The sequence below is a fragment of the Sporosarcina sp. P16b genome (assembly GCF_002743065.1).
GTDB lineage: Bacteria > Bacillota > Bacilli > Bacillales_A > Planococcaceae > Sporosarcina.
The window spans coordinates 1-20,251 of sequence record NZ_PDYO01000026.1 but is presented as its reverse complement, the minus strand read 5'-3'; the positions used below and the strand labels follow the sequence as shown (position 1 = coordinate 20,251).

Annotated in this window: 18 protein-coding genes, 1 tRNA gene, 1 other RNA gene and 1 other annotated feature; of the genes, 16 read left to right on the top strand and 4 right to left on the bottom strand. The window is 42.2% G+C overall.

From position 1 onward, the window contains the following. The first annotated feature begins 425 nt into the window (after positions 1–425). The 3 genes from CSV77_RS16170 to CSV77_RS16160 all read left to right on the top strand — a co-directional run bounded on the left by CSV77_RS16170 (position 426) and on the right by CSV77_RS16160 (position 4,013). Positions 426–908 (top strand): glutathione peroxidase, encoded by a 483-nt coding sequence (locus tag CSV77_RS16170; protein WP_099674198.1) that lies wholly within the window; start codon positions 426–428, stop codon positions 906–908. A 105-nt stretch (positions 909–1,013) separates the two neighbouring features. Beyond that, the gene (gene guaB / locus CSV77_RS16165; RefSeq protein ID WP_099674197.1) at positions 1,014–2,480 is read left to right on the top strand and encodes an IMP dehydrogenase; all 1,467 of its coding nucleotides are present in this window, start codon (positions 1,014–1,016) and stop codon (positions 2,478–2,480) included. Positions 2,481–2,657: 177 nt separating this feature from the next. Then, the gene (locus CSV77_RS16160; protein WP_099632591.1) at positions 2,658–4,013 is read left to right on the top strand and encodes a D-alanyl-D-alanine carboxypeptidase family protein; all 1,356 of its coding nucleotides are present in this window, start codon (positions 2,658–2,660) and stop codon (positions 4,011–4,013) included. A 23-nt stretch (positions 4,014–4,036) separates the two neighbouring features. Here the strand turns inward: CSV77_RS16160 and pdxR are convergent, their stop codons facing one another. Further along, positions 4,037–5,449, bottom strand: a complete 1,413-nt coding sequence (gene pdxR / locus CSV77_RS16155; RefSeq protein WP_099674196.1) for a MocR-like pyridoxine biosynthesis transcription factor PdxR — start codon at positions 5,447–5,449, stop codon at positions 4,037–4,039. A gap of 100 nt (positions 5,450–5,549) precedes the next feature. Between pdxR and pdxS the strand changes: the two genes are divergently transcribed. Both pdxS and serS read left to right on the top strand, forming a co-directional pair. Further along, positions 5,550–6,395 carry a pyridoxal 5'-phosphate synthase lyase subunit PdxS gene (pdxS, locus tag CSV77_RS16150; RefSeq protein ID WP_099632593.1) on the top strand — a complete coding sequence of 282 codons (846 nt, stop codon included), beginning with the start codon at positions 5,550–5,552 and terminating at the stop codon, positions 6,393–6,395. Between the two features lie 289 nt (positions 6,396–6,684). Further along, positions 6,685–6,892: a binding site (T-box leader), on the top strand. A 69-nt stretch (positions 6,893–6,961) separates the two neighbouring features. Continuing rightward, positions 6,962–8,245 (top strand): serine--tRNA ligase, encoded by a 1,284-nt coding sequence (gene serS, locus CSV77_RS16145; RefSeq protein WP_099632594.1) that lies wholly within the window; start codon positions 6,962–6,964, stop codon positions 8,243–8,245. Between the two features lie 97 nt (positions 8,246–8,342). On the opposite strand, the gene tadA is transcribed toward serS, so the two are convergent. Beyond that, positions 8,343–8,843 (bottom strand): tRNA adenosine(34) deaminase TadA, encoded by a 501-nt coding sequence (tadA, locus tag CSV77_RS16140; RefSeq protein ID WP_099674195.1) that lies wholly within the window; start codon positions 8,841–8,843, stop codon positions 8,343–8,345. A gap of 173 nt (positions 8,844–9,016) precedes the next feature. Between tadA and CSV77_RS16135 the strand changes: the two genes are divergently transcribed. After that, on the top strand, positions 9,017–9,664 hold the full coding sequence (locus CSV77_RS16135; RefSeq protein WP_099674194.1) for a deoxynucleoside kinase: 648 nt from the start codon (positions 9,017–9,019) through the stop codon (positions 9,662–9,664). Next, a complete protein-coding gene (locus CSV77_RS16130) occupies positions 9,651–10,307 on the top strand; it encodes a deoxynucleoside kinase (RefSeq protein WP_099674193.1) in 657 nt (218 codons plus the stop codon). Before CSV77_RS16135 ends, CSV77_RS16130 begins: the two co-directional genes overlap by 14 nt. Before the next feature lie 15 nt (positions 10,308–10,322). Here the strand turns inward: CSV77_RS16130 and CSV77_RS16125 are convergent, their stop codons facing one another. After that, positions 10,323–11,687, bottom strand: a complete 1,365-nt coding sequence (locus tag CSV77_RS16125) for an aspartate kinase (protein WP_099674192.1) — start codon at positions 11,685–11,687, stop codon at positions 10,323–10,325. 155 nt (positions 11,688–11,842) lie between these two features. On the opposite strand from CSV77_RS16125, the gene CSV77_RS16120 reads away from it, so the two are divergent. From CSV77_RS16120 to thrB, 3 genes are read left to right on the top strand one after another with little or no spacing between them, the layout of a single operon-like run. Next, entirely contained in the window at positions 11,843–13,135 is a 1,293-nt protein-coding gene (locus tag CSV77_RS16120; protein ID WP_099674191.1) for a homoserine dehydrogenase, read from the top strand. A gap of 6 nt (positions 13,136–13,141) precedes the next feature. Beyond that, positions 13,142–14,200 (top strand): threonine synthase, encoded by a 1,059-nt coding sequence (thrC, locus tag CSV77_RS16115; RefSeq protein ID WP_099674190.1) that lies wholly within the window; start codon positions 13,142–13,144, stop codon positions 14,198–14,200. Continuing rightward, positions 14,200–15,096, top strand: a complete 897-nt coding sequence (gene thrB, locus CSV77_RS16110; protein ID WP_099674189.1) for a homoserine kinase — start codon at positions 14,200–14,202, stop codon at positions 15,094–15,096. Before thrC ends, thrB begins: the two co-directional genes overlap by 1 nt. Before the next feature lie 189 nt (positions 15,097–15,285). Here the strand turns inward: thrB and CSV77_RS16105 are convergent. Then, positions 15,286–15,378 (bottom strand) — tRNA-Ser (locus CSV77_RS16105). A 420-nt stretch (positions 15,379–15,798) separates the two neighbouring features. Here CSV77_RS16105 and ffs point away from each other — a divergent pair. The 6 genes from ffs to CSV77_RS16075 all read left to right on the top strand — a co-directional run bounded on the left by ffs (position 15,799) and on the right by CSV77_RS16075 (position 19,775). After that, positions 15,799–16,065: signal recognition particle sRNA large type (gene ffs, locus CSV77_RS16100), an RNA gene on the top strand. 125 nt (positions 16,066–16,190) lie between these two features. After that, entirely contained in the window at positions 16,191–16,643 is a 453-nt protein-coding gene (locus CSV77_RS16095) for an S-ribosylhomocysteine lyase (protein WP_199173213.1), read from the top strand. A gap of 84 nt (positions 16,644–16,727) precedes the next feature. Then, a complete protein-coding gene (gene dnaX / locus CSV77_RS16090; protein ID WP_099674188.1) occupies positions 16,728–18,473 on the top strand; it encodes a DNA polymerase III subunit gamma/tau in 1,746 nt (581 codons plus the stop codon). A gap of 21 nt (positions 18,474–18,494) precedes the next feature. Then, positions 18,495–18,815 (top strand): YbaB/EbfC family nucleoid-associated protein, encoded by a 321-nt coding sequence (locus CSV77_RS16085; protein ID WP_099674187.1) that lies wholly within the window; start codon positions 18,495–18,497, stop codon positions 18,813–18,815. 11 nt (positions 18,816–18,826) lie between these two features. Further along, positions 18,827–19,423: a recombination mediator RecR gene (recR, locus tag CSV77_RS16080; protein WP_099632605.1), complete on the top strand. Its 597-nt coding sequence runs from the start codon at positions 18,827–18,829 to the stop codon at positions 19,421–19,423. 127 nt (positions 19,424–19,550) lie between these two features. Next, a complete protein-coding gene (locus tag CSV77_RS16075) occupies positions 19,551–19,775 on the top strand; it encodes a pro-sigmaK processing inhibitor BofA family protein (RefSeq protein ID WP_233191697.1) in 225 nt (74 codons plus the stop codon). Positions 19,776–20,251 lie beyond the last annotated feature (476 nt).

Here is a 20,251-nt window from a genome sequence, read left to right as displayed (position 1 = left end):
GTGTTTAATTATATATATGAGCTAAATTTAGAGTTGAGTGATTGTAGATTTTAGTTAGTTGCTCAATAAATCATGTTAAGCGCTCTATCGTCTCGCTTACTCGCTCAATGAGGCATGGTATGCGCTCTATTGTCTCGCTTATCTGCTCAATGAGTCGCGCTAAGCGCTCTATCCCCCTGCCTAACTGCTCAATAAAACATCCCAAGCGGTCTATCCCGCTTATCCGCTCAATGACTCACGCTAAACGCTCTATTGCTCTGTTTATCCGCCCCATTAAAACCCAGCTTCCACATTGAGCTTCCATCTCGTCTGCAAATACCTCTATATTCCTATCTTCAATACTCTAAAATCTTACTAGTAATCAAGATACTAGGTATTCATTCAATAGTCGGGTAAAATATACTAAAGAAAAGAGGCGATACTGCATGACGACAGTTTATGATTTCACAGTGGAAACTACTGATGGAGAAAAGAAATCTCTAAAAGAATTTGAAGGGAATCCAATGATCATTGTCAATACTGCTAGTAAATGCGGCTTCACAAAACAATTTAAAGAACTGCAACAACTGTATGAAGAATATAAAGATCAAGGGCTGGTTGTATTGGGCTTCCCATCGGATAACTTTAATAATCAGGAATTTGATAATATTGAAGAGACGATGAATTACTGCCAAATGAATTATGGCGTGACGTTCCCAATGTTTGCTAAGGTAGATGTAAAAGGTGAAGAAGCAGCACCTTTATTTACGTATCTTGCAGAACAGCAAAAGGGTGTATTAACGGAAGGTATCAAATGGAACTTCACGAAGTTCTTAATTGATTCAAACGGAAAAGTAGTAGATCGTTTTGCACCACAAACGAATCCACTAAAGATGCAAAAGTCACTCAATAAAATATTTAACAAGTAGATGGAATGGCCAGTTTATAAACTTCTATCTTGACACGTCTCATTGACGCTGATAACCTTTTAATAATCTGAATAGACAATAGTAATTTTAGGAGGAAGAAAGTTAATGTGGGAATCAAAGTTTTCTCGTGAAGGTCTGACGTTTGATGATGTATTATTGGTGCCGGCTGCGTCTGAAGTATTGCCAAAGGCTGTTTCGCTGTCTGTGAACTTAACGGATAGTATTAAGTTGAATATACCTATCATCAGTGCAGGTATGGATACAGTAACAGAATCCAAGATGGCGATATCTATGGCTCGTCAGGGTGGGATCGGTGTTATTCATAAAAACATGAGTATTGAAGAACAAGCTGAGCAAGTTGTTACGGTTAAACGTTCTGAGAATGGAGTTATTAAAAATCCGTTCTTCCTTACACCGGAACATCAAGTATTTGACGCGGAGCATTTAATGGGTAAATATCGTATCTCAGGTGTCCCAATTGTTAACAACATGGAAGAGAAGAAACTGGTTGGTATTTTGACGAACCGTGATCTGAGATTCATTCAGGATTATTCCATTATCATTGATGAAGTCATGACGAAAGAAAACTTGGTGACGGCTCCTGTTGGAACCACATTAGAAGATGCAGAGAAAATGCTACAGCAATATAAAATCGAAAAGCTTCCGATTGTAGATGATAAAGGTATTCTTAATGGATTAATTACAATCAAAGACATCGAAAAGGTTATTGAGTTTCCTAATGCAGCAAAAGATAAGGCTGGGCGCTTACTTGTCGGCGCAGCTGTAGGAGTCACCGTAGACACGTCTACACGCATTGAGAAGCTTGTACAGGCGGAAGTTGACCTAATAGTTATTGATACGGCACACGGCCACTCTAAGGGTGTTATTGACACAGTCAAAGAGATCCGTAGAAACTATCCGGACCTTGCAATTGTTGCAGGAAACGTAGCAACGGCAGAAGCAGCTGAAGCACTGTACGAAGCAGGTGCTGACGTAGTGAAGGTTGGTATTGGTCCTGGTTCTATTTGTACTACCCGTGTAGTTGCAGGTGTTGGTGTACCACAAATCACTGCTATCTATGAATGCGCAACAGTTGCGCGTAAATATGGCAAGACGATTATTGCCGATGGTGGAATTAAATATTCTGGAGATATTGTCAAAGCATTGGCTGCTGGTGGCCATGCGGTTATGCTTGGAAGCCTGCTTGCAGGTACTACCGAGAGCCCAGGGGAGTCTGAGATCTTCCAGGGACGTCGTTTTAAAGTATACCGTGGAATGGGTTCAGTTGCCGCGATGGAAAAAGGTTCTAAAGATCGTTACTTCCAAGAAGATGAAAAGAAACTTGTACCTGAAGGCATTGAAGGTCGTATGCCGTATAAAGGGCCTTTGTCTGATACCATTCATCAACTTATAGGTGGTATTCGTGCAGGCATGGGGTACTGCGGTTCAAAGGATCTTGAAGCACATCGTGAAAATGCACAATTTATTCGCATGACAGGTGCTGGTTTATTGGAAAGTCATCCGCACCAAGTACAAATTACAAAAGAAGCACCGAACTATTCGGTACGTTAATCTATTATTTAAAGGGCAGTGAGAAATTTTCTCCTGTCCTTTTTTGTATTTATACGGTGGATAATAAAATATAATGATTTCATGGGAGAATATGTGTTTTTTTTGCCATAAGCATATCTGACTTGCGGAGAATATGGTACACTGATTTTTGATATTGTGACTACGGAGGTAAGATGAGTGGAAAAAGTAACACAGAGATGGTTGGCAATTTTAATGGTGCCAATGATAGTGCTGATGTCGTTTGGTATGCAGGGATCTGTAGCAGCAGAGGAAAGTGAATCTTCACTGGACATCCGTGTAAACGGAGCTATTTTGATAGATGCCGATAGTGGAAAGGTATTATACGAAGAGAACGCGGATAAGCCGCTCGGTATTGCGAGTATGACGAAAATGATGACGGAATACTTGATGTTCGAAGCTCTTGATGATGGAACGATTACTTGGGATCAGGAATACCAAGTTACTGAGTATACGTACAAGGTTTCACAAGATCGCCGTTTAAGTAATGTACCGCTTCGTCGAGATGGCTCCTATACAATTCGTGAACTTTACGAAGCTGTAGCCATTTACTCAGCAAATGCGGCTACTATTGCGATTGCCGAATCAATTGCAGGATCAGAAGAGGAATTTGTCAATCTGATGAATGAAAAGGCTGAAGAACTTGGGCTGACAGATTATAAATTTGTCAATTCCACGGGGTTAAACAATAGCGACTTACAAGGTATGCACCCAAGTGCGTTTGGCGAGAAAGATGAAAATGTTATGCCAGCTCGTTCTGTCGCTAAACTAGCCTATCATTTATTGAAGGAATATCCCGAAGTATTAGATACGACCAAAATTGCAAAAAAGACATTTCGTGAAGGCACGGACGATGCCATTGATATGGTGAACTGGAACTTCATGTTACCCGGGTTAGTGTATGAATATGACGGTATCGATGGTTTGAAAACAGGAACTACGGAATTTGCAGGACATTGTTTCACTGGAACTGCAGTGCGTGATGGACGACGTGTTATTGCTGTTGTAATGAATGCAGTGGATGATAAAGGCGTTGGATCTTATGAAGCACGTTTTGATGCCACTCGTAAATTATTTGATTATGGCTTTAAAGAATTTAGTGAAACAGAGCTACTCAAAGCAGGACATCAGTTCAAGAAGCAGAAAACGCTAGACGTGATTAAAGGGAAAGAGAAGAAAGTAGCAATTGCTACAAAGAAACCTATTAAAATGCTAGTTCGCAATGGCGAAGATCAAGACTATACTACTGAACTCGTATTGGATGAGAAATTAGTGAAAAATGGACAAGTCCAAGCACCAATTAAAAAAGGGACGGTCGTAGGTCATGTCAAACTAGTAAAAAAAGAGGGTTCAGATTATGGGTTTATTGATGGAAAAATAGTGGATGCAGAAGTAGTCACGACTGAAGAGGTGAAGAAAGCTGGTTGGTTCCCGTTAACTATGGGTGCAATCGGTAATTTCTTCTCCAATGCATGGAATAGTTCCACTGGTTTCGTAAAAGGCTTATTTAATTAACTACCAAAAGACAGCGTACCTACTCAGGTATAGCTGTCTTTTTTTATATTCCATACATCAAACAACTTTGGAATTGCCCGTTTGATGTCATTTTCAGTTAGTCCACCGAAACCGATAAGGAATGAAGGAGGGGATTGGTCAGGTGTTACCTTATAGGTGTCTAGACCACGAACTTTTATTCCTGATTGAAGAGCTTCACTAACTAGTTCCTTTTCAGTTCTAGTTGTATGAATATGAAGCAACACATGCATACCTGCTTCATCGCCCGAGAATGAAATGTTAGATCCATACGATTTCAATAAATTTGTCAACGTATGCATTTTTCGACGATAGATTTTACGCATGCGGTTCAGATGGCGTGAAAATTGTCCATCCGCCATGAAACGTGCAAGGATATGTTGATCTATCCGCGGTACAGAAGAAGAGTAGGGAATAAAAGCCTGACGGTACGTATCCAATAGCCTTGGTGGCAACACCATGTAGGCGATCCGCATAGATGGCATAAGAGATTTAGTAAATGTACTTAAATAAATGACATTTTCTCCTTTATCCATCCCTTGCAAGGAAGGTATAGGACGTCCCCGGTAACGGAATTCACTGTCATAGTCATCTTCAATTATGAAAAACTCGGGATTGGATGCGGCCCAGTTCAAAAGAGCGATTCTACGAGCCGCAGACAGCACTGTACCGGTTGGGAACTGATGAGAAGGGGTTACGTAGGCTATAGAAGCATCAGACCGTTGTAGTGCCTTTACGTCAAGTCCTTCATGGTCGACTGCAATGGGAATCGTTTTTCTGTAGTTTTCGGAAAAGACGTGTTTGGTCATGAGATAGCCTGGATCCTCAATTGCATAGCGAGCCCCTTCACCTAGTATCCGAATAATCAAAGGTAAAAGCTGTTCTGTACCGGAACCCACAATGATTTGTTCAGGCGTACAGTCTACTCCCCGCGAATGGTATAAATAGCGGGCAATTTCCTGACGCAACTCAATATCACCGTGCGGGTCACCGAGTAGTAATAAATGGGCATGTGATGTATCCATAATATCTCGCGCGTATTTTCTCCATACGATAAATGGGAAGTTTTCTGTATCAATGGAACTTGGTGAAAAGTCATAATCCACGGGTTTGCTTACGGGAACCTCGGATAGAGTATCTGATTTTACAGGTTGTACATAGGCGAGTTCTTCTATTGCTTGTACGAAATACCCTTTTCGTGGTTCGGCCGCGATAAAACCTTCCGCCATCAGTTGGTCATATGCCATTTCTATTGTTGTTTGGCTGACACCAAGGAACTCTTCCAGTTGACGTTTGGAGGGTAGTTTCATGCCAACGAGAAACTTGCCATCAATCATGTCTTGTTTAATTTGATTATATATTTGTTGATAAAGCGGGATATCCGAATTTTTTTGAAGCTCAATAAAAATCATGTCCATTATGACCCCTCTAATCTGACCACGTTGTTTAATGCACAACTGGCTATTTTCATATGGTCAATTTCAATTATACTGAAAATAACAAAAAGGGGGAAATGAAATGAATTTTACTTACGGCGGCGTTATCATGGATGTAATTAATGCAGAGCAGGCAAAGGTGGCGGAAGCAGCGGGAGCTATTGCTGTTATGGCATTGGAGCGAGTACCTTCTGATATTCGAGCGGCAGGCGGTGTTGCGCGTATGGCTGATCCACGAATTATAGAAGAAGTACAAAAGGCAGTTTCCATTCCTGTCATGGCCAAAGCACGTATTGGTCATATCTCGGAAGCACGTGTATTAGAAGCACTAGGGGTAGATTTCATTGACGAAAGCGAAGTACTAACACCTGCAGACGATGAATTTCACTTATTGAAAAGCGATTTCAGTGTACCATTTGTTTGTGGAGCAAGAAACCTTGGTGAAGCAGCACGTCGTTTAGGTGAAGGCGCAAAAATGCTTCGTACAAAAGGAGAACCTGGCACAGGAAATATCGTAGAAGCCGTACGTCACTTGAGAATGATTCATGCCCAAGTTAGTAAAGTAGTACATATGAGCAAAGACGAGTTAATGACGGAAGCCCGTAACCTTGGTGCTCCATATGAGATTCTACTTGCTATTAAAGAAGCTGGTCGTTTACCGGTTGTGAACTATTCTGCCGGAGGTGTTGCGACGCCTGCTGACGCAGCATTGATGATGGAACTTGGAGCGGATGGAGTATTTGTTGGTTCAGGTATTTTTAAATCAGAGAAGCCGGAAGCATTTGCACGGGCGATTGTTCAGGCTACTACGAACCACCAGGATTACGAGTTGATTGCTGAGCTGTCAAAAGGGATTGGCACGCCGATGAAAGGCTTGGAAATATCCCAGCTTGCAGAGAGTGAATTGATGGCGACTCGCAGCTCGTAATTTGCTTGGTCAGCGCTCTTGGTTAGGGGATTGAAGCCATAGAGCGTTAAATAACCCATCCACACGGGCATTGAAGGATTACGTCTAACCATGAGACAGCTAAGAAGTACGCTAGTTGTCTCATGGCCCTGGCGAATCCCCCATGAACTTTTCTATGAATTCAATAAAATATATCAAAGTGATTGTATGGGGGGTAATTTTGTATAGAATTACGACATTTCCCAGGCTATAACATACCATGTTTCTTGTCAAAAGTTAGAAATTGTAGTATGGTATATGTAATTTCACATACATTACGATGATAGGAAGCAGTAGCGACAGTGTTTTTTTTAGAGAGCTAGCGGGTGGTGAAAGCTAGTAAAAACCGTTGTGAATCCGTCCTGGAGTAGCAAAATCGAATCAGTTGGTTTTGCCGGTCAGTTGAGCCGATATCTCAAACAAGTGGGCTGGACAATCAGTCAATTTGGGTGGCAACGCGGGTAGTTCTCGTCCCTATTTTTAGGGGATGGAGGGCTTTTTTTATTGCTTTTTATTATTAGTGATGTAAATACAAGGAGGCAGATGGCGTGCTAGACAGTAAACTATTGCGTGCAAATTATGAAGAAGTAAAAGCAAAACTTAGTAAACGTGGAGAGGATTTAACCGACTTTGAAAAGTTTGGTGGTCTTGACGAGAAACGACGCGAAATTTTATCTAAAGTAGAAGTACTGAAAGCTGAGCGTAATGAAGTATCACAACAAGTAGCGCAAATGAAGCGTAATAAAGAAAATGCGGATGAAGTCATCGCAAAGATGAAAAAAGTTGGCGAGGAAATCAAAGCGTATGATCAAGAACTTTCTACAGTAGAAGAGGAATTGAATTATGTGCTTATGCGTATTCCAAACATTCCTCACGACAGCGTGCCAGTAGGGGATAGTGAAGAGGACAACGTAGAAGTTCGTACGTGGGGAGAGTTACCGACGTTTGACTTTGAACCTAAACCACATTGGGAGATAGGGACGGATCTTCAACTATTAGATTTTGAACGAGCAGCAAAAGTAACAGGTAGTCGTTTCGTGTTTTACCGCGGACTCGGTGCACGACTTGAACGTGCATTGATCAACTTCATGCTTGATCTTCATCAAGAAGAACACGGCTACGAGGAAATGCTGCCGCCATATTTAGTAAATCGTACAAGCTTGACTGGGACGGGACAACTGCCAAAGTTTGAAGAAGATGCATTCTTAATTGAAGAAGAGGATTACTTCCTCATTCCAACATCCGAGGTTCCTGTTACCAACTTCTATCGGGATGAAATCTTGGAAGGATCTAAGTTGCCAATTGCGTTCACAGCGTATAGTACAAATTTCCGTTCTGAGGCAGGGTCTGCAGGTCGTGATACGCGTGGATTAATTCGCCAGCATCAATTCAATAAAGTGGAGTTGGTTCGCTTTGTGAAACCGGAAGATTCATACGACGAGTTGGAGAAATTGACTGGCCATGCGGAAAAAGTATTGCAGTTGTTGAAGTTGCCGTATCGTGCACTCAAGATGTGTACAGCAGATTTAGGTTTTACGGCAGCCAAGAAGTACGACTTGGAAGTATGGATACCTACACAAAACGTCTATCGAGAAATTTCTTCTTGTTCTAACTTTGAGGATTTCCAGGCGCGTCGAGCACATATCCGTTTCCGTCGTGAGCCGGGTGCGAAGCCTGAGTATGTTCATACGTTGAATGGTAGTGGTTTAGCTGTCGGTCGTACAGTAGCAGCGATTTTGGAAAATTATCAGCAGAAAGATGGTTCTGTTGTAATTCCAGATGTGCTTCGACCTTACATGGGTGGAAAAGAAAAAATTGAAGCACCTAAATAAGTGGATACGCTATTAATCTGTATTCCATATGATTAACTATTTTTCTCTTTCAAATTCAAAAGCTAATGAATGAAATGCAAAGGATGAAGCCCTACACTTACGAGTTTGACTCTAGGCGTTGGGCTTCTTTTTTCGCGGCTTTTCTTTTTTCTCTCAAGGATCGAAAGAAGGCGGTAAGGAGTTGTCCGCAATCCTCACCGAGGACACCCTCGGTTACAATGCATTCGTGATTGAATCGGGAGTCATTAAGTAGTTGATAAAAGGTGTGGACACAACCCCCTTTAGGGTCACGTGCGCCGTAGACGACTCGCGGAATACGAGATTGTAGTATGGCACCTGCACACATAGGGCAAGGTTCAAGTGTGACGTATAGTGTAGTGTCTTCTAGACGCCAACTACCTATCTTTTCACATGCTATTTGGATGGCGGATAGTTCCGCGTGAGTGACGGCATTTTGTGTGGTTTCACGAAGATTATGAGCTGCAGCAATTACTTGTTCATTATGTACAATAACTGCGCCAATGGGTACTTCGGCAAGCGCGGCGGCTTTTTCAGCTTCTGCTATTGCCAGTCTCATGTAGTATTCATCATCTTTCATCAATATATCACTCCTTATCAACAGTCTATCATGCAGAACATCAAAATCAATTAGTGAAATGTTCCACGTGAAACGATTGAGAAGAAAACACTAAATAACTCAATATAATTTACATTGTATATGGTTGTCTATGATAAAATGGAATGGAAACAAATTGAAAGGGTGAGTGGTAAATGTTTGTCCCGTTTATTGCGGTAGAAGGTCCGATTGGTGTAGGGAAGACTACGCTCACGGCAGCAATTGCTGAGACCTTTTCATATAATCAATTAAGAGAGATTAGTGGAGAAAATCCTTTCCTTGATCAGTTTTATCAAGACAAAGAAAAGTGGAGTTTCCAGACGGAAATGTTTTTCCTGTGTAATCGATATGAACAATTGAAGAAAATTAATAAAGAATATATTTCACAAGGGTTACCCGTGGTGGCCGATTATCATGTATTCAAAAATATGCTTTTTGCCCAACGTACATTAGAGTCAAATGATTTTGTGAAATATAAAGATATCTATCATATTTTGACGAAAGATCTACCTATGCCGAACGTCGTTATTTCATTGTCAGCATCTATTCCTACACTGCTCAAGCGAATAGACGAGCGTGGTCGATCGTATGAAGCAGATATGGATCCTGATTACTTACTACAACTTTCGAATGATTACCGTACTTATTTGCCAGAGTTCGAAGCAACATGCCCTGATGTCCAAGTTATCCATATAAACGGTGATGTAGTGGACTATGTGCGCAATAAAGATGATATGGATGCAATTCTAAGCAAAGTTTATGAGGCGATTCAGAAAGGTTTGAAGCTAAATGAAGTTACCTAATATACCGGAAAATAGTGTATTCGCGGTAGCGGGAATGGTAGGAGTAGGGAAGTCAACAATGGCACACGCGATTGCCAAAAGACTGGGATTTCAAGAGTCCTTGGAAAACGTAGCGGAAAATCCATATTTAGAGAGATTCTACGATGACTTTGAACGTTGGAGTTTTCATTTGCAAATCTTCTTTTTAGCAGAACGTTTTAAAGAGCAAAAGCATATCTTCGAAAGCGGTGGCGGTTTTGTACAAGATCGTTCCATTTATGAAGATGTAGGGATCTTTGCCCAAATGCACGCTGATGAAGGAACTATGGAAGCGGTCGACTTTGAAACATATATGAATCTATATGAAGCAATGGTGATGACGCCATATTTCCCACATCCGAATGCACTTATTTACTTGGAGGGACCACTACCTGTCATTCTTGATCGTATTGAAGAGCGTGGTAGGGATATGGAGATGCAAACACCGAGAAGTTATTGGGAAGAGATGTATCGCCGTTATGAACAGTGGATTGATTCTTTTACTGCATGCCCAGTCATTCGGCTAAACATCGAAGAATATGATCTATTAGGAAATGAACAGGATATTGAGTTAATTATCGGGAAAGTGGCTGAAAAAATGAAAAAAACGACACCCCTTATATAAGGCGTGTCGTTTGTCTTAATGAACAGGAACTTCTGTGAAAAATTCCTGATATAGCTCTCGAAGGACAATGTTTTCATCTTTTTCTTGAATACCGAATACTAAGCTAACCTCTGAAGATCCCTGGTTGATCATTTCAATATTTGCACCTGTACGTGCGATGGCAGATGCTGCGCGTGCTGCCAACCCTCTTGCATGGCGCATGCCTTCACCCACGAGTACTACCATGGAATAATCACGTTGGAAATGTACGTCATCAGGACATAACTCTTGTTCAATGCGCTTAACGATACGTGCTTCCTTTTCCGGTGTTAAGTGTTCATCGCGAATAATAACAGACAAGTTATCGATACCTGACGGTGTATGCTCAAATGGAATTTCTTCTTCTTCCAGAATTTGTAGCAAGTGACGTCCAAAACCAATTTCCAGGTTCATCAAGTACTTAGCAACGAAGAGTGTAGAAAATCCCTTATCGGCAGCGATTCCGACAACCGATTGAAGAGTATGGTCACGGTCCAGAACGATCATTGTGCCGGGCGCACTTGGATTGTTAGTATTCTTGATACAAACGGGAATTTTGTGACGGAATGCAGGTACTAAAGCTTCCTCGTGAAATACAGAAAACCCTGCATATGCAAGCTCACGCATTTCTCGGTATGTCATAGCATCGATCGCACGTGGATTTTCGATAACCGCTGGATTTGCTGAAAAAACGGAATCTACATCGGTAAAGTTTTCATAAAGTTCTGCATTCGTTGCTGCCGCTAGTAGGGCGCCTGTAATATCCGAGCCACCGCGGTTAAACGTACGCAATGTTCCGTCTTCTGTGTAGCCGAAAAAGCCTGGAAATACGATAATACCTTCTTTATCGCGTAGTTTACAGAGCTTTTCGTTGCCTTCTGGAAGAGCGCGTACACGTTCTGGACGGTGGTTAACAAGTAATCCACCTTCACGGGGACTTACATACTCTGCTTCGATACCGATATGTTGGAAGTATGCTGCAATCATTTTTGCGTTATTGTCTTCTCCGGCAGCTTTTAAGCTATCAACGTATAAAATTTCGTCAGATTGATCTTTATTTAGGCGTCTAACGATATCTTGCTCAATTACTTGTGCAATTTCTTCGTCTAAGCCTAGTCCTTCTGCAATTTCTTTGTAACGATCGACAACCATTTGCATCGAATCTAGGGTGTCTTCACCAGCAAGTGATGCATTTGCCAAATCAATAAGCAAATCAGTTACTTTAATATCAGAAGAAAAACGTTTACCTGGTGCAGAAACTACGACGATCTTTCTCGATGGGTCGGATACGACGATGTCGACCACTTTCCGGATTTGTTCCGCGGATGCGACGGATGTTCCGCCAAATTTACATACTTTCATTGAGTACCAGATCCTATCTATTTTGAGATTATCTATCTATTTTTTAGAAGATTCGTGAAAACAGGTTGTTATTAAAGTCGGAATTCTCTATAATTGTCCTTATACGAAGAACGATTGTTTTTTCATAGTGTACATATAGTTAGGAGAATCGTCAAATGAAAAATGAGAAAAATGAAATTAATATTGGTTTGCTAGGTTATGGAGTAGTCGGAAGTGGCGTTGCAACTATTTTGCATAATCACCAAGATGACTTACAACATAAGCTCGGTGTTCCTGTATCTATTAAGAAAGTCCTTGTTAAAAACTTGGATAAAAAACGCAATGGCGTGATACCTCAAGAAATGTTCACTACATCACTCGATGAAGTGTTAAACGATCCCGAAATTGATTTGATTATTGAAGTGACGGGAGGTTCGTCTGAAGCAATTCGACGTTCACTTGAAGCAGGTAAAGGTGTTGTCACCGCGAATAAGGATGTCATGGCAGAGTTTGGACCTGAATTATTGAAATTAGCAGATGAAAATAAATGCGACCTATTATATGAAGCGAGTGTGGGTGGTGGTATTCCATTAATTCGTACATTGGAAGATGGATTAGCGTCCGACAGGATCACCGCATTAACAGGAATCGTCAATGGAACAACTAACTTCATTTTAACAAAGATGAAACATGAAAATAAGACGTATGAAGACGCATTAGCGGAAGCGACGGAATTGGGCTTTGCAGAAGCTGATCCTTCAGCTGACGTAGATGGTATTGATGCAGCGCGTAAGATGGTTATTCTTGCATCTTTATCCTTTTCTACAGACGTGCATCTTGACGATGTATTTGTCCGTGGTATGAAGGAAATTGCAGACGGTGATCTTCAGCTTGCGGAGCAATTCGGTTACACAATTAAGATGACGGGTTCTGCTAAAAAAGATGAAGAAGGAATTGAAGTGGCCGTAGAGCCGGTATTTGTTCATAACTCTCATCCACTCGCTACAGTCAATAATGAATTCAACGCAGTGTATGTGTATAGTGATGCAGTAGGTGAGACAATGTTCTACGGACCTGGAGCTGGTTCATTACCTACAGCGACTTCTGTAACAGGTGATGTAGTGGCGGCTTGCCGTAATATTTTGCTCGGTGTGAATGGTAAGAGAATGCATTCACCACAATTTGAACGCAAAGTAAAAACGGATGATCAAAAGTACGCACGCTATTTCCACCGTATAACGGTACGTGACGAAGTAGGTGTGTTAACGGAATTGACATCTATTTATAGTCACCACAAAGCGAGTCTAGCGACAGTCGTCCAAGATTCAGATGTGCACGATGAAGGCGCAGATTTAATCTTCATTACACATAAGATTTCCCGTCAACAACATTTAGATATTTTGGCAGACTTAAAAGACACACCTGCGGTCATTGACATTTCTAGTCATTACCGTGTGGAAGGAGAATAAGGAATTATGAGAAGATGGAATGGATTGATCGAAGAATATAAAGAATGGTTGCCGGTGACAGAGAATACTCCCGCGTTAACACTGCAAGAGGGAAATACACCGTTAATCCATCTCGAGAACTTATCAAAACAGTGGGGAATCAATCTGTATGTGAAAACAGAGGGAACGAATCCAACTGGTTCATTTAAAGACCGCGGAATGGTAGTGGCGGTTGCAAAGGCAAAAGAAGAGGGGAAAACGGCGTTGATCTGTGCTTCAACGGGGAACACGTCTGCTGCAGCTGCAGCATATGGTGCACGAGCGGGTATGCGTACAATCGTCGTTATTCCGGAAGGTCGTATTGCATTAGGTAAGCTAGCACAGGCAAAAATGTACGGTGCGGAAATTGTGGCCATCGAAGGAAACTTTGACGAAGCACTTCGTATGGTACGTGAACTAGGCGAAGGGAAAATTGCGCTGGTGAACTCTGTCAATCCTTATCGACTGGAAGGCCAGAAGACGGTAGCGTTTGAAACCATTGAACAGCTTGGTAAAGTACCGGACATCTTTGCATTGCCTGTTGGAAATGCGGGTAATATATCTGCAGCGTGGAAAGGTTTCAAAGAATATGCAGGGAAAAAAGGTACGAATACACCAAAGTTACTAGGAGTACAAGCAGACGGTGCAGCGCCAATCGTATATGACCGTGTATTCGATGAGCCTGAAACGGTAGCAACAGCAATCCGTATTGGAAACCCTGCTAGTTGGCATTTGGCAACGCAAGCACTTGAAGAATCAGGTGGCGACATCTTGTCCGCTACTGACGAAGAGATTCTGGAAGCGTATCAATTGCTAGCTGCAACAGACGGGATCTTTGCAGAGCCAGCATCTTGTGCAACAATTGCAGGTATCAAGAAACAACTTGATGCGGGATTGATTGAAAAAGGGACGACAATAGTTGGAATCCTGACAGGTAATGGCTTGAAGGATCCTGAAACAGCAATCAATGTCAATGCAGATAAGCCCATGATGACAAATGAACAGTTCGATAACTTCTTAAAAGAATTGAAAGAGGGGAACGACTAATGACGGAAGCCGGTTTTTCAGTGACCGTGCCAGCCACAACGGCTAATCTCGGACCCGGCTTCGATCATTTAGGTCTTGCCCTTTCACTTAACATGATAATAGAAGTAACACCAGCCGACGCGTGGTATGTGTTGTATCAAGATAAGGAGTATGCCGCACTACCGACAGATGAAACAAATCTAATCGTACAGACTATTCAGGATGTCGCATTGCGGTATGATCGAGTGATTGCATCGCAAAAGCTAGTAGTACATTCAGATATTCCTTTAGGAAAAGGTCTAGGCAGCAGTGCTACAGCCATTGCAGCAGGTATTGAAATTGCAAGTGAGCTGGCAAGTTTGCAACTATCTCCAAAAGACAAGTTGCGGATCGGCAGCGAACTAGAAGGACATGCCGATAACGTTACTGCTGCATTGATTGGAGGAATGACAGTCTCGTACTTTGCCGAAGATGAGATGGAAGTACTGACATTCCCAGCACCCCCGATTGGTGTTGTCATCCTAGTGCCGCCGGTTGCTTTAAAGACGGAAGCTTCGCGAGGGTTGCTACCTGACCAACTGACACATAAAGTGGCAGTACGCGGAAGTGCAGCGGGCAGTGTGATGACCGCTGCTATTGCGCAATCGGATTGGGTGACGGCAGGCCGTATGATGGAACGGGACTTATATCATGAACCTTACCGAAAAGTTGGATTCCCTAACTTTGATGAAATACGTTTGGCTTGTAAGGAAGCAGGTGCGTACGGCATGACAATTAGCGGAGCTGGGCCTTCACTATTCGTAGCTGTACCACCAGGAACAGAGCAACAAGTGGCGGCATCATTGGAACAAAGCTTTCCACATTACCAAGCACTTGCCCTGCAACCGGCAGAGGCAGGCGCACACATCACAAAATAAAAACAGCGTCAGGACTGATTCAGTCACTGGCGCTGTTTTTTCACAATGGATGTATTCTTTTCATGGATTTATATATTGTATACCAGTCAACCGTCTCCGCCTAAAACGCAGATCAATGGATTCTATTTAAATTTTTATTTTTAGGCAATAAAAAAACGTTACATCAAGTAACGTGTGCTGTCAAAAATATGGCGGAGGAAGAGGGATTCGAACCCCCGCGGGCTTTAACACCCCTGTCGGTTTTCAAGACCGATCCCTTCAGCCGGGCTTGGGTATTCCTCCGTGTCAGACAAATAATATCTTACCACGTCTTTTTTAAAGCGTCAACCATTAATTTTTCTTTTTTCTCGCAACGATAAGAGAAGCGCCATTAATAAAAACTCGTCAAGGCTACGGACTGGAGTAGCGCACCATACATAAAGTTGAAATCCGATTGCAGGAAAATCATTATCAATATGCTTAGCGAGACGGCAGGCAACGTAATGACCGCGTAGACTCGCACTTCTGCGTTATGGAAGCTGAGGTCACAAAATTTAGCTGAATCCATGCTGTTCATCTCATTCATTTCAATTAGTGTACTTTCTAAAGTGCGTGAAAGAAAAGGTTTGTTTACTGTTTACGCAATAGGGTGTTGAAACACATTACGATGAATAAAAGGTTTACCGTTGCAATCACAATTAACAATGGGTATAATAAGAAATGCCGTGCTAGGTGGGGAATTAGCGGTGCCCTGTAACTTGCAATCCGCTCTAGCAAGACTGAACTCCTTTTCCGAGGCTGTCCGCATGTAGGGTCTGCCTCTTGCACGTAGTGTTGACGTCTGGGTCCTGCGCAATGGGAACCCATGAACCATGTCAGGTCCGGAAGGAAGCAGCATTAAGTGGACTCTCTCATGTGCCGCGGGGTAGCCTAGACCGAGCCAACGACAAGAGTAACGCTTATGTGCGGCAGTCGAAGAAAGGTGCACGGCATAAATTCAATAATTCACTCGTCCATTTCACTATGGACGAGTTTTTTTTTGTGTCTAAAATAGTGTATACTTCAATGTAGTACGTATAACTGAAAGGGAGCGATCTACATTGTCTGAGAAAAAAATGAATGTCGAAAGTTTTAATTTGGATCATACGAAAGTGAAAGCACCTTATATTCGATTAGCGGGAACTTCAGAAGGAAAGAATGGCGACAAGATCTTGAAATATGATATCCGCTTTTGCCAGCCGAATACAGATCACATGGATATGCCAGCGCTTCATTCACTAGAACATATGATGGCAGAATTCAGCCGCGACCATTCGGATCAAATCGTCGACATCAGTCCAATGGGCTGTCAGACAGGTTATTATCTAGCTGTAATCAATCATGACGACTATAATGATATTCTATCTATAGTAGAGAATACATTAAATGACGTACTGTTGGCGACGGAAGTACCGGCATGTAACGAAGTACAGTGTGGTTGGGCAGCAAGTCATAGTCTTGAAGGTGCAAAGGAAATTGCACGCGCAATGCTTGATAAGAAAGACGAATGGACAGAAGTATTTGCGTGATATATCCAAGCGATATACGGTGAAAAAATCGTGTTTCGTGTTATGATAGAAGTATTATGCAATCGGAGAAAAGGGGGGGAGTAGTTGATTTACCAAGCACTATACCGCGCTTACAGACCACAGGCTTTTGGTGAAATGTCAGGTCAGCAGGCGATCAAGCAAACTCTGCAAAACACCCTTCTCCATCAGAAGACGACACACGCCTATCTATTCTCAGGACCTCGTGGAACAGGAAAGACAAGTGCGGCGAAGATATTTGCGAAAGCACTAAATTGTGAAAAAGGTCCAGCGACAGAACCATGCAATGAATGCGAGACGTGTAAAAGCATCACAGAGGGATCTAACACAGATGTAACTGAATTTGATGCGGCTTCCAATTCGCGGGTAGAAGAAATTCGTGACATTATTGAACGTGTGCATGTGGCACCTTCCAATGCGCGATTTAAAGTCTATATTATTGATGAAGTGCATATGCTGTCCAATTCAGCCTTTAATGCATTGCTGAAGACACTAGAAGAACCCCCCGCTCACGTCGTATTCATTCTGGCGACTACGGAACCTCATAAGTTGCCGCTTACTATCATTTCCAGATGTCAGCGATTTGATTTCAAGCCCATTACGGCACTTGAAATCATTGATCGAATGGAAAAGGTTATTGGAGATATTGGAGTTACGGCGGAGACTGGAGCATTGCGCGCAATCGCACAAGCTGCGACGGGTGGAATGCGGGATGCGCTTAGTATGCTCGACCAAGCCGTGTCATTTAGCGGAGACGAGTTGACGACAAGTGATGCGTTACTAGTGACTGGAGCAATTGGTGAAGAAATCTTTTATCAGCTAGCACAATCAATTCAAACGAAAGACGCGGGATCCGCATTGTCTTTACTGAATGAACTGATTGCCGAAGGTAAAGATGTAGGTAGACTTGCCGAAGACATGATCACGTTTTTCCGTGATATGTTACTACTTGGCACAGCGCCTGAGTTGACAAGTCTTCTGGAATTAATTTCAGATGGTGAAAGATTTCAGGAACTTGCAAAAGAGTTTCATTCGGATGAATTGTACCGGTACATTGATATCCTTTCGAAAACACAACAGGAAATGCGTTTTTCTAATCACGGGAAGGTCTACATTGAATCTGCTTTATTGAAAATGATTCATTCCGGTGAGCAACAACAAATGCAATCTTCTGCAGCTGACCCTGAAATGGCCCAGAAATTTGCAATTCTAGAACAGACCGTTAGACAACTTCAGCAACAACTGGCAACAGGGGCTGTGCAGCAAGCCGCGGAACCGCAAGCACCGGCAAAAAGAGCTGCATCAACTGCTTCTAGATCTGCCAAAGTGCCAACGGGTAAAATTGTGGAAGTCTTAAAATCGGCAACGAAGTCCGATATTCAAGTGATTCGTGAGCAATGGGCGGGTATGATGCAAAGTATGCAACGCTCACACGCCGCTTTATTGGAAGAGACGGAGCCTGTAGCAGCATCAGAGACGGCGTTTGTGCTAAAATTTAAATATGAAATTCATTGCTTGATGGCTTCTGAGAATGCTACATTACAAGCTGGACTATCGAATGCATTACTGCAGCTGACAGGAAAAGGCTATGAAGTAGTCTACGTAGCGGAGGAAAGCTGGCTGCAAGTTCGTGCTGATTTCATTCGAAAAAGTGGTTTGGCCAGTCAAAATAGTAAAGATAACCCTCAACAGTCAGACGATGAGCAACCAACGTCAGCATTTATGGAAGAAGCAACAATCGAAGACGCTGACCCACTCGTAACTGAGGCAGAGAAGATGTTTGGAAAAGATTTTATTACAATAGAAGAGTAATTTACTAAGGAGGAATTATTTATGCGTGGAGCAGGGAATATGCAAGGTATGATGAAGCAAATGCAAAAGATGCAAAAGAAGATGGCAGAGGCACAGGAGAACCTAGGTAATGAAAGAATGGAAGGTACAGCAGGTGGCGGTATGGTAAAAGTAATCGTCTCAGGCCATAAAGAAGTACTTGAAGTGATCATTGATCCAGAAGCGGTAGATCCAGAAGAAGTAGAAATCTTACAGGACTTGATTGTTATCGCTACAAATGACGCTATTGCAAAAGCAGAAGAAATTACGAACTCCACAATGGGCCAATTTACAAAAGGAATGAACTTGCCCGGGATGTTCTAGGAGGTTGTATAATGCATTATCCTGAACCTATATCTAAGTTGATGGATAGTTTTATGAAACTGCCAGGCATTGGCCCCAAAACTGCGGGTCGTCTGGCGTTTTTTGTATTAAGTATGAAAGAAGATACTGTGCTGGATTTTGCCAAAGCGTTAGTGGATGCGAAACGTAATCTTCAGTTTTGTTCAGTTTGTGGTCATATTACGGATATCGATCCATGCTATATCTGTCAGGATCAATCACGTGATCGCACAACCATATGTGTCGTTCAAGATCCGAAAGACGTGATTGCCATGGAAAAAATGCGTGACTACCGTGGTTTGTACCATGTATTACAAGGTGCCATATCACCGATGGACGGCATCGGGCCAGAGGATATTAACGTTCCTTCATTATTGACTAGACTCCAAGAAGATGAAGTGCAGGAATTGATTCTTGCGACGAACCCTACTATAGAAGGAGAAGCAACAGCTATGTATATTTCAAGGCTGGTTAAACCATCCGGAATCACGACTACGCGTATCGCCCACGGCTTACCTGTCGGCGGGGATTTAGAATATGCAGATGAAGTTACATTGTCTAGAGCATTGGAAGGTCGTCGAGAACTATAAAAAGAATTAAAAGATAGAGAACGAGTAGACTAATCCTCTACAGAGACGCATATAGATGAGTATCTATGAGATAGAAAGGGCGTTTTCTGTGAGGATTTTAGTCATAGCTTTATTAGGAGTCGTATCATTGTTGCTTTTAAGTATGAGTCGAACCACTCTCGAAAAAAACATGGAACGCTTATCGGTATTCTGGTTTAGACTAGCTTTTGCGTTCTTTATTCTCTTTTTAATGAACATTGCTGGTGGATTTATTGGCATCTACGTACCTGTTAATATTGCATCCGGCATGATCTTAGCTATATTAGGAGTGCCCGGATTCGCAGCGCTATGCGGTTTCGCCATTCTTTTTTAAAAGAATGGTGAAAAAGCTTGCATTCTCATAAACAGGGTGGTATATTTATAAGCGTCGCATCAAGCAGTCGCGAAAACATCAAACTTAACAAGAAAAACTTTTTAAGTAAAAGTGTTGACAACAAAATGATGAGATGTTATTATTAGAAAGTTGCCTCTTACGAGAGACCAACCGAATGAACCTTGAAAACTGAACAGCAAAACGTTAACGAAATACAGTTTGTGCATCTAACGGTGACACAAACAAAATGAGTATCTTAATTGATGCCAGCAAATGAAACTCGAGCTAATCGATTTTTCATTTTACTGACTGACAAGATGTAGTGAAGTACTAGGAGATGAAGGAGGGAGCGTACTCAGGTACGTGACCGACTGATCGACTGAAATCGACGACGTAATTCGCTGCAGATTGTCTGTCAGTCTTATGGAGAGTTTGATCCTGGCTCAGGACGAACGCTGGCGGCATGCCTAATACAT